The 25,055-nt window shown below is 58.7% G+C and carries 23 protein-coding genes, 1 tRNA gene and 1 riboswitch; of the genes, 15 read left to right on the forward strand and 9 right to left on the reverse strand.

Annotated features, from left to right (window positions below; all coding sequences use genetic code 11):
- The first annotated feature begins 118 nt into the window (after positions 1 to 118).
- Both PIB16_RS00005 and recQ read left to right on the forward strand, forming a co-directional pair.
- Positions 119 to 195, forward strand: a tRNA-Met gene (locus tag PIB16_RS00005).
- Positions 196 to 398: 203 nt separating this feature from the next.
- Positions 399 to 2,207 carry a DNA helicase RecQ gene (gene recQ, locus PIB16_RS00010; protein ID WP_078053952.1) on the forward strand — a complete coding sequence of 603 codons (1,809 nt, stop codon included), beginning with the start codon at positions 399 to 401 and terminating at the stop codon, positions 2,205 to 2,207.
- Between the two features lie 54 nt (positions 2,208 to 2,261).
- Here recQ and PIB16_RS00015 read toward each other — a convergent pair whose 3' ends face one another.
- Positions 2,262 to 3,494 (reverse strand): ROK family transcriptional regulator, encoded by a 1,233-nt coding sequence (locus tag PIB16_RS00015; RefSeq protein ID WP_065656364.1) that lies wholly within the window; start codon positions 3,492 to 3,494, stop codon positions 2,262 to 2,264.
- A gap of 264 nt (positions 3,495 to 3,758) precedes the next feature.
- Between PIB16_RS00015 and PIB16_RS00020 the strand changes: the two genes are divergently transcribed.
- The 8 genes from PIB16_RS00020 to nrdF all read left to right on the forward strand — a co-directional run bounded on the left by PIB16_RS00020 (position 3,759) and on the right by nrdF (position 11,904).
- Entirely contained in the window at positions 3,759 to 4,781 is a 1,023-nt protein-coding gene (locus PIB16_RS00020) for a sugar ABC transporter substrate-binding protein (RefSeq protein ID WP_003524279.1), read from the forward strand.
- Positions 4,782 to 5,004: 223 nt separating this feature from the next.
- Positions 5,005 to 6,087, forward strand: a complete 1,083-nt coding sequence (locus PIB16_RS00025) for an ABC transporter permease (protein ID WP_065656365.1) — start codon at positions 5,005 to 5,007, stop codon at positions 6,085 to 6,087.
- Positions 6,087 to 6,869, forward strand: a complete 783-nt coding sequence (locus PIB16_RS00030; RefSeq protein WP_003524281.1) for an ATP-binding cassette domain-containing protein — start codon at positions 6,087 to 6,089, stop codon at positions 6,867 to 6,869. The genes PIB16_RS00025 and PIB16_RS00030 overlap by 1 nt, the downstream gene beginning before the upstream one ends.
- The gene (locus PIB16_RS00035) at positions 6,866 to 7,495 is read left to right on the forward strand and encodes a nucleoside triphosphate hydrolase (protein ID WP_271044753.1); all 630 of its coding nucleotides are present in this window, start codon (positions 6,866 to 6,868) and stop codon (positions 7,493 to 7,495) included. The genes PIB16_RS00030 and PIB16_RS00035 overlap by 4 nt, the downstream gene beginning before the upstream one ends.
- A 132-nt stretch (positions 7,496 to 7,627) precedes the next feature.
- Positions 7,628 to 7,851: riboswitch (cobalamin riboswitch) on the forward strand.
- Positions 7,852 to 8,106: 255 nt separating this feature from the next.
- Positions 8,107 to 8,328: a glutaredoxin-like protein NrdH gene (gene nrdH, locus PIB16_RS00040; RefSeq protein WP_003524283.1), complete on the forward strand. Its 222-nt coding sequence runs from the start codon at positions 8,107 to 8,109 to the stop codon at positions 8,326 to 8,328.
- 12 nt (positions 8,329 to 8,340) lie between these two features.
- Positions 8,341 to 8,739: a class Ib ribonucleoside-diphosphate reductase assembly flavoprotein NrdI gene (gene nrdI, locus PIB16_RS00045; RefSeq protein WP_003507140.1), complete on the forward strand. Its 399-nt coding sequence runs from the start codon at positions 8,341 to 8,343 to the stop codon at positions 8,737 to 8,739.
- Complete coding sequence (gene nrdE, locus PIB16_RS00050; protein ID WP_271044754.1) at positions 8,727 to 10,913, forward strand: class 1b ribonucleoside-diphosphate reductase subunit alpha; 2,187 nt, start codon at positions 8,727 to 8,729, stop codon at positions 10,911 to 10,913. Before nrdI ends, nrdE begins: the two co-directional genes overlap by 13 nt.
- 16 nt (positions 10,914 to 10,929) lie before the next feature.
- A complete protein-coding gene (gene nrdF / locus PIB16_RS00055; protein WP_271044755.1) occupies positions 10,930 to 11,904 on the forward strand; it encodes a class 1b ribonucleoside-diphosphate reductase subunit beta in 975 nt (324 codons plus the stop codon).
- A gap of 27 nt (positions 11,905 to 11,931) precedes the next feature.
- Here the strand turns inward: nrdF and PIB16_RS00060 are convergent, their stop codons facing one another.
- Positions 11,932 to 13,035: an alpha/beta hydrolase gene (locus PIB16_RS00060; RefSeq protein ID WP_271044756.1), complete on the reverse strand. Its 1,104-nt coding sequence runs from the start codon at positions 13,033 to 13,035 to the stop codon at positions 11,932 to 11,934.
- A 152-nt stretch (positions 13,036 to 13,187) separates the two neighbouring features.
- On the opposite strand from PIB16_RS00060, the gene recF reads away from it, so the two are divergent.
- From recF to PIB16_RS00075, 3 genes are read left to right on the forward strand one after another with little or no spacing between them, the layout of a single operon-like run.
- On the forward strand, positions 13,188 to 14,315 hold the full coding sequence (gene recF, locus PIB16_RS00065) for a DNA replication/repair protein RecF (RefSeq protein WP_271044757.1): 1,128 nt from the start codon (positions 13,188 to 13,190) through the stop codon (positions 14,313 to 14,315).
- A gap of 22 nt (positions 14,316 to 14,337) precedes the next feature.
- Entirely contained in the window at positions 14,338 to 15,105 is a 768-nt protein-coding gene (locus PIB16_RS00070; protein ID WP_104679199.1) for a molybdopterin-synthase adenylyltransferase MoeB, read from the forward strand.
- Positions 15,102 to 15,578 (forward strand): GNAT family N-acetyltransferase, encoded by a 477-nt coding sequence (locus PIB16_RS00075; protein ID WP_271044758.1) that lies wholly within the window; start codon positions 15,102 to 15,104, stop codon positions 15,576 to 15,578. Before PIB16_RS00070 ends, PIB16_RS00075 begins: the two co-directional genes overlap by 4 nt.
- Positions 15,579 to 15,584: 6 nt before the next feature.
- Here the strand turns inward: PIB16_RS00075 and PIB16_RS00080 are convergent, their stop codons facing one another.
- Positions 15,585 to 16,589, reverse strand: a complete 1,005-nt coding sequence (locus PIB16_RS00080) for a 2-hydroxyacid dehydrogenase (RefSeq protein WP_065656371.1) — start codon at positions 16,587 to 16,589, stop codon at positions 15,585 to 15,587.
- Between the two features lie 180 nt (positions 16,590 to 16,769).
- Here PIB16_RS00080 and PIB16_RS00085 point away from each other — a divergent pair, with 180 nt between their 5' ends.
- Positions 16,770 to 17,303, forward strand: coding sequence for an SH3 domain-containing protein (locus PIB16_RS00085; protein ID WP_026363850.1), 534 nt, complete (start codon positions 16,770 to 16,772; stop codon positions 17,301 to 17,303).
- Here the strand turns inward: PIB16_RS00085 and PIB16_RS00090 are convergent.
- Entirely contained in the window at positions 17,296 to 18,288 is a 993-nt protein-coding gene (locus PIB16_RS00090) for an adenosine kinase (protein ID WP_065656372.1), read from the reverse strand. The two genes, PIB16_RS00085 and PIB16_RS00090, sit on opposite strands and share 8 nt — an antisense overlap.
- Positions 18,289 to 18,765: 477 nt before the next feature.
- Between PIB16_RS00090 and PIB16_RS00095 the strand changes: the two genes are divergently transcribed.
- A complete protein-coding gene (locus tag PIB16_RS00095) occupies positions 18,766 to 19,710 on the forward strand; it encodes an AEC family transporter (protein WP_065656373.1) in 945 nt (314 codons plus the stop codon).
- Positions 19,711 to 19,725: 15 nt separating this feature from the next.
- Here PIB16_RS00095 and PIB16_RS00100 read toward each other — a convergent pair whose 3' ends face one another.
- From PIB16_RS00100 to rbfA, 5 genes are all read right to left on the reverse strand, one after another.
- Positions 19,726 to 20,742, reverse strand: coding sequence for a class I SAM-dependent methyltransferase (locus PIB16_RS00100; RefSeq protein ID WP_271044759.1), 1,017 nt, complete (start codon positions 20,740 to 20,742; stop codon positions 19,726 to 19,728).
- 75 nt (positions 20,743 to 20,817) lie between these two features.
- Complete coding sequence (gene pnp / locus PIB16_RS00105; RefSeq protein ID WP_271044760.1) at positions 20,818 to 22,965, reverse strand: polyribonucleotide nucleotidyltransferase; 2,148 nt, start codon at positions 22,963 to 22,965, stop codon at positions 20,818 to 20,820.
- A gap of 278 nt (positions 22,966 to 23,243) precedes the next feature.
- Complete coding sequence (rpsO, locus tag PIB16_RS00110) at positions 23,244 to 23,513, reverse strand: 30S ribosomal protein S15 (RefSeq protein ID WP_004439050.1); 270 nt, start codon at positions 23,511 to 23,513, stop codon at positions 23,244 to 23,246.
- A 163-nt stretch (positions 23,514 to 23,676) separates the two neighbouring features.
- Positions 23,677 to 24,624, reverse strand: a complete 948-nt coding sequence (truB, locus tag PIB16_RS00115) for a tRNA pseudouridine(55) synthase TruB (RefSeq protein ID WP_271044761.1) — start codon at positions 24,622 to 24,624, stop codon at positions 23,677 to 23,679.
- Positions 24,625 to 24,627: 3 nt separating this feature from the next.
- Positions 24,628 to 25,044, reverse strand: coding sequence for a 30S ribosome-binding factor RbfA (rbfA, locus tag PIB16_RS00120; RefSeq protein WP_271044762.1), 417 nt, complete (start codon positions 25,042 to 25,044; stop codon positions 24,628 to 24,630).
- Positions 25,045 to 25,055: the final 11 nt, after the last annotated feature.

Genomic DNA, 25,055 nt, shown 5'->3' on the forward strand with positions numbered 1-25,055 from the left:
GTAGGTCGCTGCCAGGTCTGCAAAACGCAACTCAAAATCTTCTCAATCACTAAAGGGCAAAAAAGCCCAAATCAAAAGGCCGCAAATGCGGCCTTTATGCTATAATAAAACCAGTCAACGCGGGGTGGAGCAGCCCGGTAGCTCGTCAGGCTCATAACCTGAAGGCCGCAGGTTCAAATCCTGCCCCCGCAACCAATATCAAAACAAAACCCCGTGCGCCCGCGACGGGGTTTTTTGTGTTTCGGGACTTATGAAATTGTGCCGTCAGGGAGAAACTAGGCCGCTGATCACAAAGCCAATCCCACAATCTCCTTCCATGAACAAAGCCATCTTCGCCATTGCCATCGATCAGAAAACGGTGATGATGCGCCATCATTCCATTTCGGATAAAAAATGCCGTGACCGCTGATCCCTTGCATATCCTCAAGACCGTCTATGGATACGATGCGTTTCGTGGAAGGCAGGCCGATATCATTCGGCATGTGGTGGCGGGAAACAATGCCTTCGTTTTGATGCCGACGGGCGGTGGGAAGTCGCTTTGTTACCAGATCCCGGCGCTTGCTCGTAATGGCATGGGGTTGATCGTTTCGCCGCTCATCGCATTGATGGTCGATCAGGTTGCAGCCCTGCGTCAGGCCGGCGTGCGGGCCGAAGCTCTCAATTCCGATCTTTCTCCGGAAGAGCGGCGCGCGCTTTGGCGGGACATGCGGGCCGGCAAGGTCGATATTCTTTACGCCGCGCCGGAAACCCTGCTCAAGCCTGATGTCCTCGATGCGCTGCAATCCATCGACCTGTCGCTGATCGCGGTCGATGAGGCCCATTGTCTCTCTCAATGGGGACATGATTTCCGGCCGCCCTACCGCCAGCTAGACACGCTGATCGAGCGTTTTCCCGATACGCCGCGCATGGCGCTGACGGCGACGGCCGACGAGCCCACGCGCGCCGAAATTCTCGGCCACCTGGGGATTGAAGAGCACGATGCCTTCATCGCCGGGTTCGACCGGCCCAATATCCGCTATGCGATCATGGAAAAGGATAATCCGCGCGCGCAGCTGAAGCGCTTTTTGAAGGATCGCGACAGTGAGAGCGGTATCGTCTATTGCCTTTCCAAACGCAAGGTGGACGAAACGGCCGCATGGCTGCGGGAGGAGGGTCGCGATGCGCTACCCTATCACGCTGGCATGGACAAGGCTGCCCGCGAGGAGAACCAGACCCGTTTCCAGCACGGCGAGGCGGTCATCATTGTCGCGACCGTCGCTTTCGGCATGGGCATAGACAAGCCGGATGTGCGCTTCGTGGTTCATATCGACCTGCCTGGCAGCATCGAGGCCTATTATCAGGAAACGGGCCGAGCCGGTCGCGATGGTCTGCCGTCGGACGTGCTCATGCTGTACGGCTACGAAGATATTGCCCTGCGCAATCGTTTCATCGAAGAATCTGATGCCGCGGATCAGCGCAAATATATGGAGCGCCAGAAGCTCGATGCGCTGCTTGGCCTCGCAGAAACGGCGAGTTGCCGCCGGCAGGTTCTGCTCTCCTATTTCGGCGACCGGTGTGAGCCCTGCGGCAATTGCGATACCTGCGCCGAGCCGCCGGACCTGTTTGATGGGGCCATCGCCGCTCAGAAACTTCTGTCCTGTATTTATCGCACGGGTGAACGTTTTGGCCAGGCCTATGTCATCCGCGTATTGCTGGGTGTCGAGGACGAGCGGATTTGCCGCTTCGGACATGATCAAATCACCACCTACGGGATAGGCAAGGAGCATGACAACCGCACATGGCGCGCCATTTTGCGTCAGCTGGTTGCGTTACGCATGATTGAAGTGGATCTGTCCGGACATGGCGGCCTTTCCATCTCCGAGGATGGACGGCGATTCCTGCGCGAAAAACCGGCATTGATGCTGAGGATCCCATCCGCTCCCCGTTCCGCACGGCAGCAGACGCCCCGCAACACGGCATCGACGGTCTTGCCGGAATCCGATCGCAGTCTTTTTGAGGCGCTGCGTGCGAAGCGTATGGAAATTGCCCGGGCACAGAACGTTCCGCCCTATGTGATTTTCCACGACAAGACCCTCATAGAACTTGCGGCGGCAAAACCGGCCTCGGCGCAGGAAATGGCTGGGATTCCCGGCGTCGGAGATACCAAGCTCGAGCGATACGGACCTGCCTTTCTGGCGGCGATCATGCAGCACGCCGCTGGCGAATGACCGGCAGATCCAAATTAATAGCCGAGTAATAAAACCGCAGAGCGTTGCGAAGGCTCAGCCGGTCGTGTCCTTGAACAGAACGTTCTGATCGATGAGATAGCGCGAAAACAGGGGCAGGCTCGCGCCGCCGATTGCCCGCGCCTGGCTACCAACCGCGCCTTCGATGATGTCAGGCACCGTGACACCCTGCAGATCGTGGTGTTTAAGGGCAAGGCGGGTGGCGGCGACGATTCTGGTTCTGACCCAGTCGGGAAAACCGCCATCGATGATGACGCTCGAAAAATCGATGATGGAGGCGGCGGCAATGACGGCCTGCGCCAGCGCCGCGGCGGTTTTCCTGATCCAGCTTTCCAGCGGCTCGCCGAAATCGATCCACTCGTCCGGAGAAAACCACAGGGGGCGCGGATCGATGCCCTTTTCGCGCAGCATGTTTTCCAGAACGAAGATCGACGCGATTTTCAGGAGCTGGACGGTATTGCCGTCCTGCCCCTGCACCGGCAGGGGGCCGATGGCGCCGGCCGTTCCCGTCTTTCCGGAAAATAGCGCCGAATTCAAAACAACGCCGCCGCCTATGAAGGAGCCGATGAAGACGTAAAGAAAATCCGGATAGTGCTGGCCTGCGCCAAAAACCAGTTCGGCGCCGCAGGCGCTGGTCGCGTCGTTCTGCAGAAAAACCGGATAGCTGACGTTTTCGGCAATTTCCGACCGGATATCGACGCCCCGCCATCTCTCCATTTCGATCTGTGGAGCGCCCACTTCCTGCGCCCAGTTCCACAATTCGAATGGAGCGGCGATGCCGACACCGGCAATTTTCTCCCGCTCGGCAGGGGAAAGCTTCGATTCAAGTTCCGTTATGCCGTCGATTACGAAAGGTAGTATCCATTCCGGAAGAGGGTAGGGGTAGGTTCTGCGCAGCTTGAGCCTGATCCGGCCGACAAAATCCATCAGCACGAGATCGACGCTGCGTCGGCCGATCTTCACACCGAAAGAAAAGACGGCGTCGGGATTAAGCCGCATCGGCGTCGATGGCTGGCCGACTTTGCCACGCAGTCTTTCACCGCGAATGAGAAGCCCGTCCTTTTCAAGCGAGCGCATGATGACCGAGACGGTCTGCGCTGAAAGGCCGCAAAGTCTTGATATCTCCGCTTTTGACAGTCCGCCGTGACGGCGAACGAGAGACAGCACGAGCCGCTCATTATAAGCGCGCACTCCGATCTGGTTGGCGCCGCCGCTTATATCCATGGTGGTGGGCGACGCCGGCGGCGCCGTCTCGACAGATTGTCTCATAGTGTCATCCTCCCGCCCGCCCTATCCGCCGTGACCGATACAGCAGGCTTTATGGCAATCTTGCTATCGCAACGTTAAACGACGTGGCGATATTCCTCCCTGCCGCATATCAGAATGCCATAGGGAATTAATAATTCAACCGGATTTATTTATTGACAGGCGTTTCCTTTGGTGGTTCCATCTGAGCCAACGGTCATCGATCTCGGAGGAGACGGGATCGTCGGGTAACCGTCACGGTGCTCAAATATCCATTGGGAGGATCTCATGAAGACCACTGTTTCCGCTCTTCTGGGCGCGCTTGCGCTTGGCGTTTCTTTCGCTTCCGTTGCGTCAGCGGCCGATACTTCGGTTTGCCTCATCACCAAAACCGATACCAATCCCTTTTTCGTCAAGATGAAAGAAGGCGCGACCGCCAAGGCTAAAGAACTTGGCGTGACGCTGAAATCCTATGCCGGCAAGATCGACGGCGATTCCGAAAGCCAGGTAGCGGCCATCGAGACCTGCATTGCCGATGGCGCCAAGGGTATCCTGATCACCGCATCGGACACCAAGGGTATCGTTCCGGCCGTTCAGAAGGCGCGTGATGCCGGTCTTCTGGTCATTGCGCTCGATACGCCGCTGGAACCCGTCGATGCCGCCGATTCCACCTTCGCCACGGACAATCTTCTGGCTGGTGAGCTGATCGGCAAATGGGCTGCCGGCAGCCTCGGCGACAAGGCAAAAGATGCGAAAATCGCCTTCCTTAACCTTACCCCCTCCCAGCCGACGGTGGATGTGCTGCGCAACCAGGGCTTCATGAAGGGCTTTGGCATTGACGTGAAGGACATCAACAAGATCGGCGATGAAAACGATCCGCGTATCGTCGGCCATGATGTCACCAATGGTAACGAAGAAGGCGGCCGCGCGGCGATGGAAAATCTGCTGCAGAAGGACCCGACCATCAACGTCGTCCATACCATCAATGAACCTGCGGCTGCCGGCGCTTATGAGGCGTTGAAGGCGGTCGGCCGTGAAAAGGATGTTCTGATCGTTTCCGTCGATGGCGGTTGCCCGGGCGTCAAGAACGTCGCGGAAGGCGTGATCGGCGCGACCTCGCAGCAATATCCGCTGCTGATGGCGGCGCTTGGCGTGGAAGCCGTCAAGAAGTTTGCCGACACCGGTGAAAAGCCGAAGCCGACTGAAGGCAAGAACTTCGTCGATACCGGCGTGACGCTGGTAACCGACAAGCCGGTCAAGGGCCTCGACTCCATCGATACGAAGGAAGGTCTCAACAAGTGCTGGGGCTGATGCCTCGCCGTTGAAACCCGCGGGGGCATTCGTGCCCCCGCCCTTGGACGAGAATGATTCAGGCACGATCCGGGGGATCGGACAAAGGAACAAACGAGCGCGTCAGGCGTCCTGCGGGGATAGCATAGGCCGCTTCACAACACTTTGAAATCTATGCATCATTCTCTTTGGAGATAGGCCCGGTGTCAGGGCTGGTGCGATAGAGCGATCGGGAGGAAAATCCATGAGCGATCAGCCGGTGCGGGCTCAGCCGCATAATGAATTTGAAAAAGTGCTTTCGGGAAGTTCGACGCAGGTCGCTGCTTTCGATACGCACGACAAGAGTGTGCTGGAAAAACTGCAGCACTTTCTCCACTCCAGCCCGGCGGCCGTTCCGCTTATCGTTCTGGTGCTGTCGCTGATTGTTTTCGGCCTGCTTCTCGGCGGCAAGTTTTTCTCGGCCTTCACGCTGACCCTTATTCTGCAGCAGGTCGCCATCGTCGGTATTGTCGGCGCGGCGCAGTCGCTGGTCATCCTGACGGCGGGCATCGATCTGTCGGTCGGTGCGATTATGGTCCTGTCTTCCGTTGTCATGGGACAGTTCACCTTCCGTTACGGCTTGCCGGCGGAACTTTCCATTCTCTGTGGCCTTGCCGTCGGCGCATTTTGCGGCTTCATCAACGGCATTCTGGTCTCGCGCATGCGCCTGCCGCCCTTCATCGTCACGCTAGGCATGTGGCAGATCGTATTGGCGACCAACTTCCTCTATTCCGCAAACGAAACTATCCGCGCCCAGGATATCGCCCAGCAGGCGCCGATCCTGCAATTCTTCGGCGCCAATATCCGGGTCGGCGGCGCGGTCTTCACCTATGGCGTCATCGCAATGGTCCTGCTCGTCGCCCTGCTCTGGTATGTGCTGAACCGCACCGCCTGGGGTCGCCATCTTTATGCTGTCGGTGACGATCCGGATGCCGCCGAACTTGCCGGTGTCAACGTCAAGCGCATGCTGACCACCGTTTACACGCTGTCGGGTCTCATCTGCGCCTTCGCCGGCTGGGCCTTGATCGGCCGCATCGGCTCGGTTTCGCCGACAGCCGGTCAATTCGCCAATATCGAATCCATCACTGCGGTGGTTATCGGCGGCCTTTCGCTGTTCGGTGGACGTGGCTCCATCATGGGCATGATCTTCGGCGCCCTGATCGTCGGCGTCTTTTCGCTCGGCCTCAGGCTTATCGGAACAGACCCGCAATGGACCTATCTGTTGATCGGCGTCCTCATCATCATGGCTGTCGCAATCGACCAGTGGATCAGAAAGGTAGCAGGCTGATGGCAAAAGAACCCATTCTCACAGCACGCAATCTCGTCAAGCGCTATGGTCGTGTGACCGCCCTCGACCATGCCGATTTCGATCTCTATCCGGGCGAAATCCTGGCGGTGATCGGCGATAACGGCGCTGGCAAATCTTCTCTCATCAAGGCGATTTCCGGTGCGGTGACACCCGATGAAGGGGAAATCCGGCTGGAAGGCCAGCCCGTGCAGTTCCGCTCGCCGATAGAGGCGCGCAAGGCTGGCATAGAGACGGTCTATCAGAACCTCGCGTTGTCGCCGGCGCTTTCCATAGCCGACAATATGTTTCTCGGCCGCGAAATCCGTAAACCCGGCATTCAGGGCAGCCTCTTCCGCGCCCTTGACCGCCCGGCCATGGAAAAATTCGCCCGGGAGAAACTGTCGGAACTCGGCCTGATGACGATCCAGAACATCAATCAGGCGGTGGAAACCCTCTCCGGGGGTCAGCGTCAGGGTGTGGCGGTGGCGCGTGCAGCCGCCTTCGGCTCCAAGGTCGTTATCCTCGACGAGCCGACGGCAGCACTCGGCGTGAAGGAAAGCCGGCGTGTTCTGGAGCTTATTCTGGACGTGCGTTCGCGCGGCCTGCCGATCGTCCTCATCTCGCACAACATGCCGCATGTCTTCGAGGTTGCGGATCGCATCCATATCCACCGGCTCGGCAAGCGCCTGTGCGTTATCAATCCGAAGGACTACTCCATGTCCGACGCCGTCGCCTTCATGACCGGCGCCAAGGAAGCGCCGAAGGAAACGCTTGCCGCATGACGCTGAAGCTTGAAACCATCGCCGAAGACGTTCTTCGGCGGGCAGAAGGTAGATCCCGTTTTATCGTCGCTATTGCCGGTCCCCCTGGGGCCGGCAAATCCACGCTGGCGGATGCCCTTTGTGATGCTTTGCTGGCACGGGGCGAAACGGCCGCCGTGCTGCCCATGGACGGCTTCCATATGGACAATGGCATCCTTGAAGGGCGCGGGCTGCTGCCGCGAAAGGGCGCACCCGAAACCTTCGACGTGCGCGGTTTCCTCGATATCGTCTCCGCCGTCCGCAGGGGCGGGCAGGAGGTGCTTGTTCCGGTTTTCGACCGTTCCCGTGAAATCGCCATAGCGTCCGCCCGGGCGATTGCGCCGGAAACACGCTTTATCCTTGCTGAAGGCAATTATCTGCTGCTGGACGAGGCGCCGTGGACAACTCTTTCCAAAAGCTTCGACCTCACCGTTTTTGTAGGGCCGTCCGTCGACGTGCTTGAGGAGAGGCTACGGAAAAGGTGGCAGGGCTATGGTCTCGACGAGGCTGCGATCCACGCCAAACTTTTCGAAAACGATCTTCCGAACGGAAAAAGGGTGATCGAAAACGCCCGTCCCGCCGATATTCATATCGACATCTGGGAATAGACTAACGCATTTTCTGTTTGAGCGTCGGCGCGCTCGTGCCGTTAAGCCTTTGTTGACCATGTGTTGAATCTTTTTGATCCACAGGGTGGGGCTTTTGTGTGTCTATTCATTGACGCGAAAATTTCCTCATATACTATATGTGGTGTTCGAGGTTCTTCCGATTCGCAAGGGTTGGGAGCTAAGACGGGAATTCGGTGCGTAACGCCATCATGGTGGAGCAAGGCCGAAACTGCCCCCGCAACTGTAAGCGGTGAGCATCGTTCCGATTTGGGTCACTGGAGCCGAAAGCTTCGGGAAGGCCGGAATAGATGTTGTGACCCGCAAGTCAGGAGACCTGCCTTGAGCGCAAACGTCCACGGGCGGGGTGTCCGGAGGAAGGTGTATGACGCAAATGATTTGCGTGCGCCCTTTTCTGCCCCCTCCAGAACAAGCTTCGGGGTGAAGTCATGCCAGTGCATTTGTTTGAGTTGCTGCGCTCGTCGGCGTAGAGAGCGATTTTACGCGGCTAGAGCCGCGCACGCCCACCTTAATGACAGATCCATCGCCGCCCGATTGCGATTGCAATCGGCAATGTTGAGCCGTGTCCGAAACCGGCTTCGAGAGAGGAAATTATGACCGTCACCGTTTACAGCAAGCCCGCCTGCGTCCAGTGCACCGCCACCTATCGTGCGCTCGACCGCATCGGCGTCCCCTATGAGATTGTCGATATTTCCGAAGATGCGGATGCGCTCGATCATGTCCGCGGTCTCGGCTACATGCAGGTGCCCGTCGTTGTTGCCGGTGAGCGCCATTGGGCGGGTTTCCGGCCGGATATGATCGGCTCGATCAGCTGAGGCGGCGGGGCGATGGGCCTGATCGTCTATTATTCCAGCCGCTCTGAAAACACCCATCGTTTCCTTCTGAAACTGGGACGGCGTCTGTTTCGCCTGCCGCTCGGCGCGGAGGACGACGTACCGCATGTGTCGGAGCCCTATGTGCTGGTCACACCCACCTATGGGGGGGGTGGCACCAAAGGGGCCGTGCCGAAACCGGTCATCCGGTTTTTGAACGAGCCCTCCAACCGAAATCTCATTCGCGGCGTCATCGCGGCGGGAAACACGAATTTTGGCGCAGCTTTCGCATCCGCCGGAGATATCGTCTCGCGCAAATGCGCCGTGCCGTTTCTCTATCGCTTCGAGCTTCTCGGCACGGAGGAAGATGTCGCCAACGTCAAACATGGATTGGAACGATTTTGGACACGCTGACCTCAAGCGCGCTGCGCAAGGACGCCAAACAGCCGGCAGCCACAACCCAGAAACCGCTCGATGCGGCTCTGGACTACCATGCGCTGAACGCGATGCTGAACCTTTACGACGAGAACGGAAAGATCCAGCTCGACAAGGATCGCCTGGCCGCTCGGCAATATTTCCTCCAGCACGTCAACCAGAACACCGTGTTTTTCCATAACCTTCGGGAAAAGCTAGATTATCTGGTGACGGAGGGATATTACGAGCAGGAGGTGCTGGACCAGTATTCCTTCAATTTCGTCCGCGACCTCTATGACGAGGCCTATGCCCGGAAATTCCGCTTTCCGACCTTTCTCGGCGCCTTCAAATATTACACCTCCTACACGCTGAAGACATTCGACGGAAAACGTTATCTGGAGCGTTACGAGGATCGCGTCTGCTTGGTGGCGCTGGCCCTTGCGCGCGGTGATGAGCAGCTTGCCCGCAATCTGGTCGATGAAATCATTTCAGGCCGCTTCCAGCCGGCAACGCCGACATTCCTAAACGCCGGCAAGAAGAGCCGCGGTGAGCTGGTCTCATGTTTTCTGCTGCGTGTGGAAGACAATATGGAAAGCATCGGCCGCTCCATCAATTCGGCCCTGCAGCTTTCCAAGCGCGGCGGCGGCGTGGCGCTGTCCTTGACCAATATTCGCGAATTCGGAGCACCGATCAAACAGATCGAAAACCAGTCGTCCGGCGTTATTCCCGTCATGAAGCTGCTGGAAGACAGTTTTTCCTACGCCAACCAGCTTGGTGCGCGTCAGGGTGCCGGCGCGGTCTATCTGCATGCTCACCATCCGGATATCATGCGCTTCCTCGATACCAAGCGCGAAAATGCCGACGAAAAAATCCGCATCAAGACCCTGTCGCTCGGCGTAGTGATCCCCGACATCACCTTCGAACTCGCCCGCAACAACGAGGATATGTATCTGTTCTCGCCCTATGATGTGGAGCGGGTCTATGGCGTGCCGTTGACCGAGATTTCGGTCACCGAAAAATATCATGAAATGGTTGCCGATAGCCGCATCCGCAAGAAGAAGATCAAGGCGCGTGAATTCTTCCAGGTGATCGCCGAAATCCAGTTCGAGAGCGGTTATCCCTACATCATGTTCGAGGACACGGTGAACCGCGCCAATCCGATCGCCGGCCGCATCAGCATGAGCAATCTCTGCTCGGAAATCCTGCAGGTCAGCGAAGCGAGCGAGTTCAACGCCGATCTATCCTACAGCCATATGGGCAAGGATATTTCCTGCAATCTCGGCTCGCTCAACATTGCATCAGCAATGGATTCGGCGGATTTCGGCAAGACCATAGAGACCTCCATCCGGGCGCTGACGGCCGTGTCGGACATGAGCCACATTTCCTCCGTTCCTTCGGTGGAAAAGGGCAATGATGCCAGCCACGCCATCGGGCTAGGCCAGATGAACCTGCACGGCTATCTGGCGCGCGAACGCATCTTCTACGGCTCCGAAGAAGGCGTTGATTTCACCAATATCTATTTCTACACCGTCACCTATCACGCCATCCGCGCCAGCAACCGGCTGGCGGTGGAAAGGGGCCAGAGCTTCAAGGGCTTTGAGAACTCCAAATATGCCTCGGGTGAATATTTCGACAAATATACCGACCGGGAATGGTTGCCTGCGACGGAAAAGGTCCGTGAGCTGTTCGAAAAAGCCGGTATCGCCATTCCAACGCAGGAGGACTGGAAGGCTTTGAAGCAGGACGTGATGGCATCGGGTCTCTATAACCAGAACCTTCAGGCCGTACCGCCCACCGGTTCGATCTCCTATATCAACCACTCCACTTCCTCCATTCATCCGATCGTCTCGAAGATCGAAATCCGCAAAGAAGGCAAGATCGGCCGCGTTTATTACCCGGCTTCTTATCTCTCGAACGACAATCTCGAATATTATCAGGACGCCTATGAAATCGGCCCGGAAAAGATCATAGACACCTATGCAGCCGCGACCCAGCATGTCGATCAGGGCCTGTCGCTGACGCTGTTCTTCCGCGATACGGCAACGACGCGCGATATCAACCGGGCGCAGATCTACGCCTGGAAAAAGGGCATCAAGACCATCTACTACATCCGTTTGCGCCAAATGGCGCTGGAAGGCACGCAGGTTCAGGGCTGCGTTTCCTGCACGCTCTGAATTGAGGGACAAGACAATGAACATCGCCGTAAAACCCGTGTCCCGCATTCGTGCGGTCAACTGGAACCGCATCGAGGACGACAAGGATCTCGAAGTCTGGAACCGCCTGACCTCGAATTTCTGGCTGCCGGAAAAGGTGCCGCTCTCCAATGACATCCCCTCCTGGGGAACGCTGAAGCCGGAAGAAAAGAAACTGACAATCCGTGTCTTCACTGGCCTGACCTTGCTCGACACCATCCAGAACGGTATCGGCGCCGTGCGCCTGATGGAGGATTCGGCAACGCCGCATGAGGAGGCGGTGCTTTCCAACATCTCCTTCATGGAGGCGGTGCACGCTCGCTCCTATTCATCGATCTTCTCGACGCTCTGCCTCACGCCTGACGTTGACGACGCCTATCGCTGGTCTGAGGAAAACGAATTCCTGCAGCGTAAATCCGCACTCATCATGCGGGAATATGACAGCGGCGATCCGCTGAAGAAAAAAATCGCCAGCGTTTTTCTGGAAAGTTTCCTGTTCTATTCCGGCTTCTATCTCCCGATGTTCTGGTCAAGCCGCGCCAAGCTCACCAACACGGCGGACCTGATCCGCCTCATCATCCGCGATGAGGCCGTGCATGGCTATTATATCGGCTACAAGTTCCAGCGGGCGCTGGAGCGTCTCAGTGAAACACAGAGACAGGAGATCAAGGATTTCGCCTTCGATCTCCTGCTCGAACTTTACGACAATGAGGCGAAATATACCGAAGACCTTTATGACGGCGTCGGCCTGACGGAGGACGTCAAGCAGTTCCTGCATTACAACGCCAACAAGGCCCTGATGAATCTGGGTTATGAGGCGCTGTTTCCGGCCGAGGCCTGCCGGGTCAACCCCGCGATCCTCTCGGCGCTTTCTCCGAATGCCGACGAAAACCACGACTTCTTTTCCGGTTCCGGCTCGTCTTATGTCATCGGCAAGGCGGTTGCGACCGAAGACGAAGACTGGGATTTCTGAAACCGGTTCGTCGGCAGAACCCGCAAACTATTGCGGGTTCACCACCTGGCTCGCAAGGCGGAAGGGGCTGGCGACGGTGGCGCCGATCGCATCGAAAACGAAGGCTCCCGCACTGTTGATATCACCACCGCGCCTGCTTGCCTCAAGTTGCGGCACCATGGAGGCCAGCGCCGCATAGCGGTCGTGGTTGAGCGGGTCCGACGCCTCCAGATTGGAGATGTCGACGAATTGCACGCCCTCCTTGAGAGCGGCTTCCTGCACTTGGCGGTCGGTCACATCCAGCGCACCGATACGGGTGACGTCGGCGCCAAGGATGGAAGAGGCTTTCAGCGCACGGTCATCCTTGGAAACGAGAACGGTGAGCGGCGGGCTGAGCCGGCCGACAACCTCGATCTGCTTGCGGAAGACATCGGCGTCAATATCGGGCGCAGCCAGCACCACCTGCAGCTTGGCGATGACATCGTTCCTGCCCTGGAAACGCAATTGCCGCAGCGCCTCCATGACCAGCCAGCCGCCCATGCTGTGCCCGAACACGACGACGCTCTTCTTCGGGGTTTGCCGGGTGAGATCTATCAACATTGCGGCGAGCGCATCGCGGGAAAAGGTCGCCGATTCCTTGTCGGCCACATAACCGGCGACAGATGCCTGCGACGGCCAGGAAAAGACCAGCGGCACGCCGTTCATATTGGCATCTGCCGCCATCTGCGCCGCGCGGAACAGAGCTTCCTGATAGCTGTAATTATAGCCGTGTACAAAAAGTGCGATCTGCTTGCCGGAGCGGGCTATGTCGCCAAGATCGGCATTAAAGCGCGTCTTCGTCAGCATATCGGCCCTGGTGACGACGAAATCCTTTTTCGGGTCGGGCTTGCCGCTGGCCCATTCGATTTTCCCGCTTTTATGGGTGGGCGGAATGGAAATATCGAAACTGGCGTAGTTCGGCTCCATCGCCCGCTCCGTGCCGAAGCCCTTTTTTGCGTCCGTGTTTTTCTCTCGCGTGCTCGCCACGAAGGCGGTCACGATTTTCGTGTCGCGGGTCCTGGTGTTGACGGCCTCCAGCACATCCGCCCCCGGTCGGCCTGCGCAGGAGGAGAGAAGACCGAGAGTGAGAAAGAGAGAAAAGATCAGGCGCATGAATGGGCTACCGGTGATGAGGACCGGTTCATAAATAACCGGCGACTAAAAAAGTTGCTACTGAAGAATGAATTGCACTCTAGCGGCTGTCTTCGGTGCGGACGGACGTTCCCCACCTTGCTATCCGTCCCTCTTCGTTTTAGGCCGTACACATGACGAACAAGGTGTCGCTTTTACGGCTGAAACTCACAGACTTCCGCAATTATGCGGCGGCTGCGCTCACGCTCGATGAACGCCATGTTGTGCTGACGGGCGACAACGGTTCCGGCAAGACCAATCTTCTGGAGGCCGTCTCCTTTCTTTCACCCGGAAGGGGCCTGCGCCGCGCCACCCTGTCTGACGTGACGCGAGTAGGAGCCGAAGCCACCGGCTTCTCGATCTTTGCCGATGTCAAGGGTATGGATGGCGAAGTTGCCATCGGTACGGGAATTGAAGGCGATGGCGAGGTGGTGTCGCGTCGCCTGAGACTGAATGGCACGCCGGTGAAATCCGTCGATGAACTGACCGACCATCTGCGGGTATTGTGGCTGACGCCCGCGATGGACGGCCTCTTTACCGGCTCGTCCTCGGACCGCCGGCGTTTCCTCGACCGGCTGGTGCTGTCGCTCGATCCCGCCCATGGAAGGCGGGCAAGCGATTTCGAAAAGGCCATGCGCGGCCGCAACAGGCTGCTTTCGGAAGGCCGCTTCGATCCGGTCTGGCTGGACGGCATCGAAAAGCAGATGGCCGAACTCGGCATTTCCATGGCGGTCGCGCGTTATGAGATGCTCGGCCTCTTGAAGAGCCTCATCGAGGGGCGGGCCGGCAATGCCGCTTTTCCCTCGGCGGCGCTTTCTCTCTTCGGTTTCATGGACGATGGGCTCAATCGTCCCGCCGTCGATCTGGAGGATGAATACAGGCTTATGTTGCGCGATGGCCGGTATCGTGACGCCGCTGCCGGCCGCACACTGGATGGGCCGCACCGCGTCGATCTCTTCGTGCGCCATGCGGAAAAAGACATGGAGGCCGAACGCTGTTCAACCGGGGAACAGAAGGCGCTGCTGGTGGGGCTGGTGCTTGCGCATGCGCAGCTGACCGCCAATATGACTGGCCATGCGCCGGTTCTGCTGCTGGACGAGATCGCCGCCCATCTGGATGAGGGCAGGCGGGCGGCTCTGTTCGATCTCATTCATGCCCTTGGCGGCCAGAGTTTTATGACCGGAACGGATAGGGCGATGTTCTCCGCCCTCGGCGACAGGGCGCAATTCTTCAATGTTTCCCATGGGAGCATCACGGCATGACGGCTAAAAGATGGAGGGCGACATGGACCCGCTGAGCCCGGAAGAAATCGAACGCTACAAGCGCCATATCCTGTTGCCGGAAATCGGCGGCGTGGGCCAGCAGCGGCTGAAGGCGGCGCGTGTGCTGGTCATCGGCGCCGGTGGTCTCGGCGCTCCTGTCCTGCATTATCTTGCCGCCGCCGGTGTCGGCACGCTCGGCATGATCGATGACGATGTGGTTTCCCTGTCCAATCTGCAGCGACAGGTGATCCACGATACCGGTACGATTGGGGAGCTGAAGACGGAGAGCGCGCGCAAGGCCATCGCCCGGCTCAATCCGCATGTCCGCACGCTTGTTTATGAAGAGCGCTTTTCGCAGGTCTGGGCGCATGACCATCTGCCATCCTTCGATCTCCTGATCGACGGCTCGGACAATTTCGATACGCGTTATACCGCCGCCGATGCGGCGGAGGCTGCGAAAAGACCGTTGGTAACGGGAGCTGTCGGCCGTTTCGATGGTTCGGTGACGGTGCTGAAACCCTATGAGACGAATGCCGAGGGTGCTCTGTTGCCCGGCTATCGCGACCTGTTTCCGGAACCGCCGCCGCAGGGCCTCATTCCCAATTGCGCGGAAACAGGCATTGTCGGCGCGCTGACTGGGGTTATCGGCACGCTTATGGCCATGGAGGCGATCAAGGTTATCACCGGTGCCGGCGAGCCGCTGATCGGCCGTCTGCTCCTCTATGACGCCTTGTCGGCCCGTTTCGAAACCGTGCGATACAAGCGGCGGGCAACTGGGAAGAAACCATGATCGAGATCGCTAAGATCGGGGAAGAATTCAATCGCTGGCAGGAATTGCTGGCACTTATCATGTCCTCCTTCGCCTATATGGATGGCGTCATCGATCCGCCGTCGTCGGCTCATCGCCTGACGCTTGAAAATCTGGCGGAGAAGGCAAGGGTGGAGATCGCTTTCGTGGCGCTTGATGGCGATGAGATTGTCGGCTGCCTGTTTTGCCGGCCGGAGCCGCCCGCCTGTCTTTATGTCGGCAAACTCTGTGTTTCCCCGAAAGCGCAGGGAAAGGGTATAGGCAGGATGCTTCTGGAGCAGGCCGAAGCGCTGGCCCGCGAATTGGCGTTACCGGCGCTGCGGCTGGAAACCCGTATCGAGCTTATCGCCAATCATACCAAATTCGCCGCCTGGGGTTTCGTCAAGACCGCCGAAAACGCCCATGCCGGCTATAACCGCACGACCTCTATCGAAATGACCAAATTCCTCCGCTGAACCAGCTCAGTTCCGCCCCGGCAGCACCCGGTTTGGCGGACGGTGGCCGTCGAACAGCGTGCGGATGTTGATGATGACCTTATCGCCCATTTCGATACGGCCCTCAATCGTCGCAGAGCCCATATGCGGAAGCAGCACGACCTTGCCTTCCTTGGCGAGCTTGATGAGCTTGGGGTTCACCGCAGGCTCATTCTCATAGACATCGAGACCGGCGCCGGCGATTTTGCCTTCGCGCAGGCACTGGATCATCGCCGCCTCGTCGATGATATCGCCGCGTGCGGTATTGACGATGTAGCTGGTCGGCTGCATCAGCGCCAGCCGCCGCGCTGAAATCAGGTGATAGGTTGCGGGCGTCGAAGGGCAATTGACGGAGACGATATCCACCCGTGCCAGCATCTGGTCAAGGCTGTCCCAATAGGTCGCCTCAAGCTCCGCTTCCGTCGCTGGATTGACGCGTTTGCGGTTGTGATAATGAATGGAAAGGCCGAAGGCCTTGGCGCGCCGCGCCACCGCCGTTCCGATGCGGCCCATGCCGACAATGCCGATGCGCTTGCCGGAAATGCGCCGCCCGAGCATCCAGGTCGGCGACCAGCCCAGCCATTCGTCCGCGCCATTGGCGAGCACCCTTGTACCTTCGATCATACGGCGCGGCACGGCGAGCACCAGCGCCATGGTGATATCGGCGCTGTCCTCGGTCAGTACATTGGGCGTATTGGTGACGGTAATGCCCTTTCGGGCCGCCGCATCCACATCCACATGGTCGATGCCGTTGGAAAAGCTGGCGATCAGCTTCAGTTGCGGCCCTGCCTGCTCGATCATCGCGGCGGTGATGCGGTCGGTGACGGTCGGCACGAGCACGTCCACCCTTCGCATGGCGGCGACAAGCTCCGCCTCGCTGCGCGGGGTATCGTCGATATTCAGTTCGGCATCGAAGAGTTCGCGCATTCTGGTTTCAACGACGTCAGGCAATTTGCGGGTGATATAGACTGTCGGTCTCTTCTTGTGGGTCATCGTTTGCCGCTGCCTTGTTCAGAAGTCATTAACCAGAAAGAGCGATAATTTCTTTCAATCAGGGCGTTTCTACCAGACCCACCGGCGAAGACAAACAAAACTCGCTGAAGCTTGAGGCATGTGGAAACGAGCCTCCTTAAATATCATCCGGTTTGCAGAAGGCGGGAAACGGAAATGGGCATGCGCAGTGTGGTTTCTATCGTTTGCATTGCATTGTCTCTGGGCCTCCTCGGTGCGGCAACCGACGCCATGGCGCAGGGTGCCGCCAAAGGCGCAAGCGGCCTGCCGCTCCCGCGTTTTGTCAGCCTGAAATCCAAGCGCGTCAACATGCGCATCGGACCGAGCACGGATTATGCCGTGTCATGGATGTATCTGAAATCGGGAATGCCGGTGGAAATCATTCAGGAATATGAAAACTGGCGGCGCATCCGCGATGCCGACGGCACGGAAGGCTGGGTCAACCAGGCTCTGCTTTCCGGTGAGCGCACGGCCGTTGCTGCTCCTTGGATGCGTGGCAAGGGTAAGGAAGTTTATGTGAACATGCGCCGTGAGGCGCAGTCAGGCGCTTCCGTCGTTGCTCGGCTTGAGCCGGGCGTCGTCTTCAGGATCGGTGAATGCAATGGCGACTGGTGCCGCGCCGAGGCCGGCCAGGCCTCGGGCTGGGTTTCGCAGGGCGAAATCTGGGGTGCTTACCCCGGTGAAGCCTTTAAATAAGGCCGTGCTTCTCGCCAAGCGCCTTGAGCGATGACATCGGGCGCGGGCCAACCTGCTGAATGACGGCGGCAGCGGCAAGGCAGCCGAGCTTGCCGCAATCTTCGAGCGACCGGTCCTGCGTATAACCGAACAGGAAGCCCGCAGCGAAAAGATCGCCGGCGCCCGTGGTGTCCACCACATCATGCACCGGATAGGCTTCAACCTTCACACGTTCCGTGCCGCGCAGGATGACGGCGCCTTCCTCGCTCATCGTCACCGCTGCGATCTTGCAGTCGGCTGCGATTTTGGTCAGCGCAAGCTCGAAATCGTCGGTTTCGTAAAGCGAAAGCGCTTCCTGCTTGTTGGCGAAAACAATGTCCACAGTACCGGAACGCATCAGGTCGAGGAATTCGTCGCGATAGCGGCCAACGCAGAAGCTGTCGGAAAGCGTCATGGAGACTTCGCGGCCGTTTTCATGGGCAATGCGGGCGCATTCGCGAATGGCGTCCTTGGCGCGCGGCGGGTCCCAAAGGTAACCCTCGAAGTAGGTGACTTTCGTATCCGCCACCACGTCTTCTTCCACGTCTTCAGGACCGAGATCGACGCAGGCGCCGAGATAGGTGTTCATCGAACGCTCACCATCTTCGGTCACGAAGATCATCGAACGCGCAGTCGGCGGGAAGGTGCCTTCCGGCTTGGTTTCGAAATAGACGCCCTGCGCGCGGATATCGTGCTGGAAGATTTCGCCGAGCTGGTCTTGTGCCACCTTGCCGAAATAGGCGGCCTTGCCGCCGAAATTGGCCACACCCGCCGCCGTGTTACCAGCGCTGCCGCCGGAGGCTTCGAGAGCCGGTCCCATCAGCGAGTAAAGCAACTCGGCCCGTTCCGCATCGATGAGGTTCATCGCGCCTTTGGTAATGGCATTGTCGTTGAGGAAGCGATCGTCGCAGCGGGAAATGATGTCGACGATGGCATTGCCGACAGTCAGTACGTCGAATTTCGTCATAGGCCCTATCCGTTTCGCACGGGGTGTGCGTATTTTTCGAAAGGTCTTAAACATTTCTGGCGGCAAGAAAAGCCCAAACAGAAAATATGCCGTTCTCCGCGAGGAGCGAAAACGCGTCATCTGCCTGTAATGTGGTTAAGCTATTTCATTTGTCAGAGCAAAAGGTGTGTGAATGCATACCGGAATGGAAGACATCATGGTCTTCTTGCTCAACCGTTATCTCCGCCACGGATGTACTGGCGGCATATAACGGACATAAAAGGCGGGGGAGACCCCGCTTTTTCTTTTTGGGCAACGTTCGGCCTTGCGAATTTTACGGGCCAAGACGCGCTTTCTGCCCAAAGCGGCTCACGAGTTTTGTCTTTCTTGGACGCGATGTGGCGAAAACAAAGAGTGGGAGCGTTTTCGCGATTCCATTCCCGTGGAAAAGGCTCTAAAGCGGAGTATCTCCCGCAAAGCCGCGAAAGCTTTCCCTCCATGTCTGCCGTTGCCGCGAATGTCGCCCCGATTTTCATTCTCATCCTGATCGGCTGGCTCACCGTCAAGGCTGGTCTGTTCAGGGCCGATGCCGGCGATATCCTCAGCGATTTCGTGTTCAAGATCGCCGTGCCGACCTTGATCTTCCGCACACTTGCGGAAGCGAATTTTCACGGTGCTTCGCCCTTCCGGCTCTGGATCACCTATTTCGCTGGCGTGGCCATCACCTGGACGGTCGGGCATATCGTCACCCGTTATGTCTTCAAGCAGGATGTCCGCATCGCCGTTATCGCCGGCATTTCCTCGGCCTTTGCGAACAATATCTTCATCGGCCTGCCGCTGGTCGGGCGGTCCGTGGGGGATGAGGGGCTGGTCGCTCTCTCCATCCTGCTCGCCATCCATCTACCTGTGATGATGATCGCGGGTACGATCCTGATGGAAAACGCCACGCACAAGGCGGTCGGCGGGGAAAAGCGAAGCATGGCGGCGGTGTTCAAGCAAGTGGGCCGCAATCTCGTCACCAATCCGCTGGTGATCGGCCTTGTCATCGGGCTTTCGACCAATGTTTCCGGCGTGGCGCTGACGCCCATCCTGAAAACCGTGGTCGATCAGATCGCCTCCATGGCGGGGCCGGCAGCACTTATTTCGCTCGGCATGGCGCTGACGAAATATACCATCCGAGGCAATATGGGCATTGCCGTCACCATGACGGTGTTCAAGCTGCTGCTGCTGCCCGCCTGCGTTTGGGCAATGGGTCATGCGCTCGGTCTCAGCCGGGAATGGACTGCGGCGCTCGTGCTTACCTCTTCGGTGCCGACTGGGGTCAATGCCTGGCTTATCGCAAACCGCTTCGGCATCGGCCACAGCGTGGCCGCTTCCACCATCAGCATTTCCACAGCGACCGGCGTTCTCTCCGTGTCGCTATGGGCATGGCTGCTGAGTTGATTTCTGCCGAGTTGATTATTTCTGGGCGCTCAGAATCTTGAAGCGGGCATTGCGGCACACCTCAGTGCTGGTGCGGAATTCCGCCGCGAGCACCGGCTCATAGGGCATGCCGCGATTGGCGACCATCAGCAGCTTGCCGCCGCTGCGCAGCGCGCCGGCGGCAGCCTTGATGAAGGCCTGGCCGAGGGCAGGTTCTGCTGCCTGCCCCGCCGCATGGAAAGGCGGGTTCATGATGATGAGGTCGTATTTTTCCTTCGGCGGCTCGTTTGCCAGGTCCTGCCAGAAGAAGCGCGCCGTCAGCCTCGGATTGTTTTCGAGAAGATTGGTTTTGGCGAATTCCAGCGCATTCCAGTCCGCCTCGAACAGATCGATACGGGCCGTGCGCGGCGATTTCTCGGCCAGCATGACGGAGAGATAACCCCAGCCGGCACCGAAATCGGCGGCATTGCCGTCAAAATCTGTGGGCAGGCGCGATGCGAGCAGTTCCGAGCCGTCGTCCACGCGGTCATGGGAGAACATGCCGGGCAGGGCGGTGAAGCGGCCTTCGACCGTCACCGGCTTCTGGGCGAGCTTCGACACGGCAGACGCAATATCGTCCGGCCGTTTGAACCAGAGGGCGACGCCGTGATACTTCGGCGTGGATTCCGCCTCGATGCCAAGCTTTGCCAGCGTCTTGCGCAGCGTCACGATGCCGTCTTCCTTCGATCCGGCCGCGACGATCAGGCCTCCGGCCTTCACGCGTGACAGCGCTTCGGCGACGCGGTTTTCATTCTCGCCGCGATGTTTGCCGCAAAGCAGCAGCGCCGCATCGTAATTCTCGCCCGAAATATCCGGTGTCACTTCCGCACCCTGAGCCTGCAGAGCACGATAAAGCGGCCGTAGATGCTGAACCGCGACGATCTCCGCGTCAAAACCGTCAAGCCGGGGACCGGCTTCCGCTCCCAGAAACAGAACGCGTTCGCCCTCTTTCGGCATGGAAAGCATGTCCGAGGCAAAGGGATGGAAAAGGGTTTTCACGGCGTCACGGCTCATGGGAGCATCCTTAAGGTCGAATAGAAAAAAGGCGCGGGCAAAACCCGCGCCTCGATAGGGTCTGGCGGCGCGGCCTTATTCGGCAGCGGCTTCGCCGTCTTCCTTCTTCTTGTCGGCAGCGACTTCCTTGCCGGTTGCCTGGTCGACAACCTTCATGGACAGGCGAACCTTGCCACGCTCGTCGAAGCCCATCAGCTTCACCCAGACCTTGTCGCCTTCCTTGACGACGTCAGAGGTCTTGGCGACGCGCTCGGAAGCGAGCTGCGAGATATGGACGAGGCCGTCACGGGCACCGAAGAAGTTGACGAAAGCGCCGAAGTCAGCGGTCTTCACAACCGTGCCTTCGTAAATCTGGCCGACTTCCGGTTCCGCAACGATGGAGTGGATCCACTTGCGGGCCGCTTCGATTTCCTTGCCGGAAGAAGAAGCGATCTTAACGGTGCCGTCGTCTTCGATGTTGATCTTGGCACCGGTCTTTTCGACGATTTCGCGAATGACCTTGCCGCCGGAACCGATGACTTCACGGATCTTGTCGACCGGAATGTTCATCACTTCGATGCGCGGTGCGAATTCGCCGAGCTGGCTGCGGCTCTCGGTGATGGCATTGGCCATTTCGCCGAGGATGTGCTTGCGGCCACCCTGTGCCTGCTCCAGAGCGATCTTCATGATCTCTTCGGTGATACCGGCGATCTTGATGTCCATCTGCAGCGAGGTGATGCCGTCGGCCGTACCCGCAACCTTGAAGTCCATGTCGCCGAGGTGATCTTCGTCACCGAGAATATCGGAGAGAACCGCAAAGCGCTCGCCTTCGAGGATGAGGCCCATGGCGATACCGGCAACCGGCTTGGCCAGCGGAACGCCGGCGTCCATCAGTGCGAGCGATGTGCCGCAAACCGTTGCCATCGACGAGGAGCCGTTGGACTCGGTGATTTCGGAAACGACGCGCAGCGTGTAGGGGAACTGTTCCGCAGTCGGCAGCATCGGGCGAATAGCGCGCCATGCGAGCTTGCCGTGACCGATTTCGCGACGGCCCGGGGAACCCATGCGGCCTGTTTCGCCGACAGAGTAGGGCGGGAAGTTGTAATGCAGCAGGAAGCGTTCCTTGTACATGCCGGTGAGGCTGTCGACATACTGTTCGTCTTCGCCGGTGCCGAGGGTCGCGACAACGATCGCCTGGGTTTCACCGCGGGTGAACAGCGCCGAACCGTGGGTGCGCGGCAGCAGGCCGACTTCCGAGGTGATCGGACGAACGGTCGACAGGTCGCGGCCATCGATACGGCTCTTGGTGTCGAGAACGTTCCAGCGAACGATTTTTGCCTGAAGGTGCTTGAAGACAGCGCCGATTTCTTCCGGCGTGTACTTGGCTTCGCCTTCTTCCGGCAGGAAGTGGGCCTTCACCTTTGCCTTAACGGCGTCGACGGCGGCGTAGCGGGCTGCCTTTTCGGTGATCTTGTAGGCATCGCGCAGTTCGGCTTCGGCGAGCGCCAGCATTTCGTTTTCAAGCGCGGAGAAATCTTCCGGTTCGAATTCGCGCGGTTCCTTGGCGGCAACTTCGGCGAGCTTGATGATCGCGTCGATAACCGGCTGGAAGCCGCGATGACCGAACATGACGGCACCGAGCATGATTTCTTCGTTGAGTTCCTTGGCCTCGGACTCAACCATCAAAACGGCGTCCTGCGTACCGGCAACGACGAGGTCGAGAACAGACTCGTCCATTTCGTCCAGATGCGGGTTAAGAACATACTCACCGTTGATGTAGCCAACGCGCGCGCCGCCAACCGGTCCCATGAAGGGAACGCCAGAGAGCGTCAGCGCTGCGGAAGCCGCAACCATCGACAGGACGTCCGGGTTGTTTTCCAGATCGTGCTGGATGACGGTGACGACGACCTGCGTGTCGTTCTTGTAGCCTTCCGGGAAAAGCGGGCGGATCGGACGGTCGATCAGGCGCGAAACCAGCGTTTCGTTTTCGCTCGGACGGCCTTCGCGCTTGAAGTAACCACCGGGGATCTTGCCGGCTGCGTAGGTCTTTTCCTGATAGTTGACTGTCAGCGGGAAGAAGTCCTGGCCGGGCTTCGGAGACTTTGCGGAAACCACGGTCGCGAGAACCATCGTCTCGCCGTAGGTTGCGATGACGGCGCCGTCAGCCTGACGGGCAACCTTGCCGGTCTCGAGCTTCAGCGGGCGGCCTGCCCATTCGATTTCCACGGAGTGTTGATTGAACATATCTTGTCCTTGGTTGTGGCTGCCGCTCCGGCATCGTGCCGGCGGAAGCAGCGCTGTGACTCAATCACGGGCAAGACAGCGGGAGGCTTCGAAAAGCAAGCATCCGGCAATCCTGCCCCATGACAGGTCTGCGGTTGAAAAAGGCGGCGCCGGCCCATCCGGGTCACCCTTATCGTCCGGGGGCCACATCAGCGGCGAACGCCCGGAAATTCATGCGGCCTCAAAAGACCGGATATAAAAACCGGCGGGCATCGTTGCGAAACCCGCCGGATAAGTTATTAGCGGCGAATGCCGAGAGCACCGATCAGCTTGGTGTAACGGGCTTCGTCCTTCTTCTTCAGATAGTCGAGAAGCGAACGACGGCTCGAAACCAGCGTCAGAAGGCCACGACGGGAGTGGTTGTCCTTCTTGTGGTCCTTGAAGTGACCGGTCAGGTTGTTGATCCGCTCGGTCAGGATTGCGACCTGAACTTCCGGCGAACCGGTGTCGCCTTCCTTCGTGGCATATTCCTTGATGAGGGCGGCTTTGCGCTCTGCAGTAATCGACATCGGACGATCCTTTCTGTTTTAAGGAAAAATGGGACGCCTAAAGCCGGGATGTCGTCCAGCTCTGGCCATTCAGCAGCATAGGCAAAGCCCAAGCTGGCGCTGCCTATAAACTATTCCGGGTGCAATTGAAAGAGGCGATTGACAGCCCCTCTCGAGCCTTGACTTAGCCGAAAACACGCTTCGGCCGGAATTCGCCTTCGCCGATTTCGCCGATGGCGACGAGCTTGCCATGCGCGGTGGCATAGGCTTCCGGATGGTTGGCCGGTGCATCGCGCCCGCGCAGCAGGATGGGGTTGCCCATCTTCAGCCGGTGCGCCTGGTCATCGTTGATGATGAGGCGGGGAAGGGCGGAAAGCGCCTCGGCCGTGTCGATCAGGAAGGCATCCAGCGCCTCCAGTCGCTCGTCGCGATCCTCCACGGCTTCCAGTGCCCTCAAGGTTTCGAGCGGCACCATCATGTCTTCGCCGAAGGGGGCGACCATGGTGCGGCGCAGTTCCGAAATATGGCCTAAACAGCCGAGATCGCGGCCCATGTCGCGCGCCAGCGCCCGCACATAAGTACCCTTGCCGCATTCCACTTCGAAATGCGCGGTATCGGCGTCCGGACAGGCAAGCAGCGTCAGGCGATGGATTTCCACCTCGCGCGCGGGAATTTCCACCGTCTCGCCGTCGCGCGCCAGATCGTAGGCGCGCTCTCCAGCGATCTTGATGGCCGAAAATTGCGGCGGCGTCTGCATGATAACGCCGGTATAATTAGGCAGAAGATCGCGGATTGCCTGTTCGTCCGGGCGCTGCTCGGAGGAATCGACCACCTCGCCTTCAAGATCGTCAGTCGAGCGTTGCTCGCCCCAGGTGACGGTAAACTCGTAGATTTTCCGGCCGTCCATCACGTAGGGCACGGTTTTGGTGGCATCGCCAAGCGCGATCGGCAGCATTCCGGAAGCGAGCGGATCGAGCGTGCCGGCATGGCCGGCCTTCTGGGCGTTGAACAGCCATTTGATCTTGGAAACGGCCTCGGTTGAGCCGAAATCCAGCGGCTTGTCGAGAATGAGCCAACCGGAAATCGGGCGGCCCTTGGGTTTGCGGTTCTGCTGTTTGCGTGGTTTGGACATGCTTCAGTTCTGTTCGTCGTCTTTTTCGTTCGAAGGTCCAAGATCGCGCTGTACTTCGGGCGAGCGCAGAAGCGCGTCGATCTTCTGGTAATTGTCGAAACTCGTATCATCGCGGAAACGTAGTTCCGGCATGTATTTCATCTGCCGAAGCTGCGGGCCGAGACGGCCGCGCATGTATTTTGCATGGCGGTTGAGCGCGGTGATGATATCGGTGTGGTCGGCAACGCCGAGCGGCGTCACGTAGGCGGTGGCGATCTTCAGATCGGGCGACATGCGCACTTCCGAAATGGAAATGACGGTGCTTTCGATCAGATCGTCGCGGACTTCACCGCGCTGGAGAATCTGGGTCAGTGCGGCGCGCACCTGTTCGCCGACGCGCAGCATGCGTTGCGAAGGGGCCGATGATGTAGCTTTTGCCATTGGTTATGCCT

The sequence above is a fragment of the Agrobacterium sp. ST15.13.015 genome (assembly GCF_027871645.1).
Taxonomy (GTDB): domain Bacteria; phylum Pseudomonadota; class Alphaproteobacteria; order Rhizobiales; family Rhizobiaceae; genus Agrobacterium; species Agrobacterium leguminum.

Bases quoted from the DNA above. Each gene is read 5' to 3' on its own strand.
- PIB16_RS00015 (WP_065656364.1), bottom strand. From the start codon at position 3,494: ATGAGACAATCTGTCGAGACGGCGCCGCCGGCGTCGCCCACCACCATG.
- PIB16_RS00030 (WP_003524281.1), top strand. From the start codon at position 6,087: ATGGCAAAAGAACCCATTCTCACAGCACGCAATCTCGTCAAGCGCTAT.
- PIB16_RS00075 (WP_271044758.1), top strand. From the start codon at position 15,102: ATGATCGAGATCGCTAAGATCGGGGAAGAATTCAATCGCTGGCAGGAA.
- PIB16_RS00020 (WP_003524279.1), top strand. From the start codon at position 3,759: ATGAAGACCACTGTTTCCGCTCTTCTGGGCGCGCTTGCGCTTGGCGTT.
- nrdI (WP_003507140.1), top strand. From the start codon at position 8,341: ATGGGCCTGATCGTCTATTATTCCAGCCGCTCTGAAAACACCCATCGT.
- PIB16_RS00080 (WP_065656371.1), bottom strand. From the start codon at position 16,589: ATGACCCACAAGAAGAGACCGACAGTCTATATCACCCGCAAATTGCCT.
- rpsO (WP_004439050.1), bottom strand. From the start codon at position 23,513: ATGTCGATTACTGCAGAGCGCAAAGCCGCCCTCATCAAGGAATATGCC.
- nrdH (WP_003524283.1), top strand. From the start codon at position 8,107: ATGACCGTCACCGTTTACAGCAAGCCCGCCTGCGTCCAGTGCACCGCC.
- PIB16_RS00090 (WP_065656372.1), bottom strand. From the start codon at position 18,288: ATGACGAAATTCGACGTACTGACTGTCGGCAATGCCATCGTCGACATC.
- PIB16_RS00095 (WP_065656373.1), top strand. From the start codon at position 18,766: ATGTCTGCCGTTGCCGCGAATGTCGCCCCGATTTTCATTCTCATCCTG.
- truB (WP_271044761.1), bottom strand. From the start codon at position 24,624: ATGTCCAAACCACGCAAACAGCAGAACCGCAAACCCAAGGGCCGCCCG.
- PIB16_RS00025 (WP_065656365.1), top strand. From the start codon at position 5,005: ATGAGCGATCAGCCGGTGCGGGCTCAGCCGCATAATGAATTTGAAAAA.
- rbfA (WP_271044762.1), bottom strand. From the start codon at position 25,044: ATGGCAAAAGCTACATCATCGGCCCCTTCGCAACGCATGCTGCGCGTC.
- nrdF (WP_271044755.1), top strand. From the start codon at position 10,930: ATGAACATCGCCGTAAAACCCGTGTCCCGCATTCGTGCGGTCAACTGG.
- PIB16_RS00070 (WP_104679199.1), top strand. From the start codon at position 14,338: ATGGACCCGCTGAGCCCGGAAGAAATCGAACGCTACAAGCGCCATATC.
- PIB16_RS00060 (WP_271044756.1), bottom strand. From the start codon at position 13,035: ATGCGCCTGATCTTTTCTCTCTTTCTCACTCTCGGTCTTCTCTCCTCC.
- PIB16_RS00100 (WP_271044759.1), bottom strand. From the start codon at position 20,742: ATGAGCCGTGACGCCGTGAAAACCCTTTTCCATCCCTTTGCCTCGGAC.
- PIB16_RS00035 (WP_271044753.1), top strand. From the start codon at position 6,866: ATGACGCTGAAGCTTGAAACCATCGCCGAAGACGTTCTTCGGCGGGCA.
- PIB16_RS00085 (WP_026363850.1), top strand. From the start codon at position 16,770: ATGCGCAGTGTGGTTTCTATCGTTTGCATTGCATTGTCTCTGGGCCTC.
- pnp (WP_271044760.1), bottom strand. From the start codon at position 22,965: ATGTTCAATCAACACTCCGTGGAAATCGAATGGGCAGGCCGCCCGCTG.
- recF (WP_271044757.1), top strand. From the start codon at position 13,188: ATGACGAACAAGGTGTCGCTTTTACGGCTGAAACTCACAGACTTCCGC.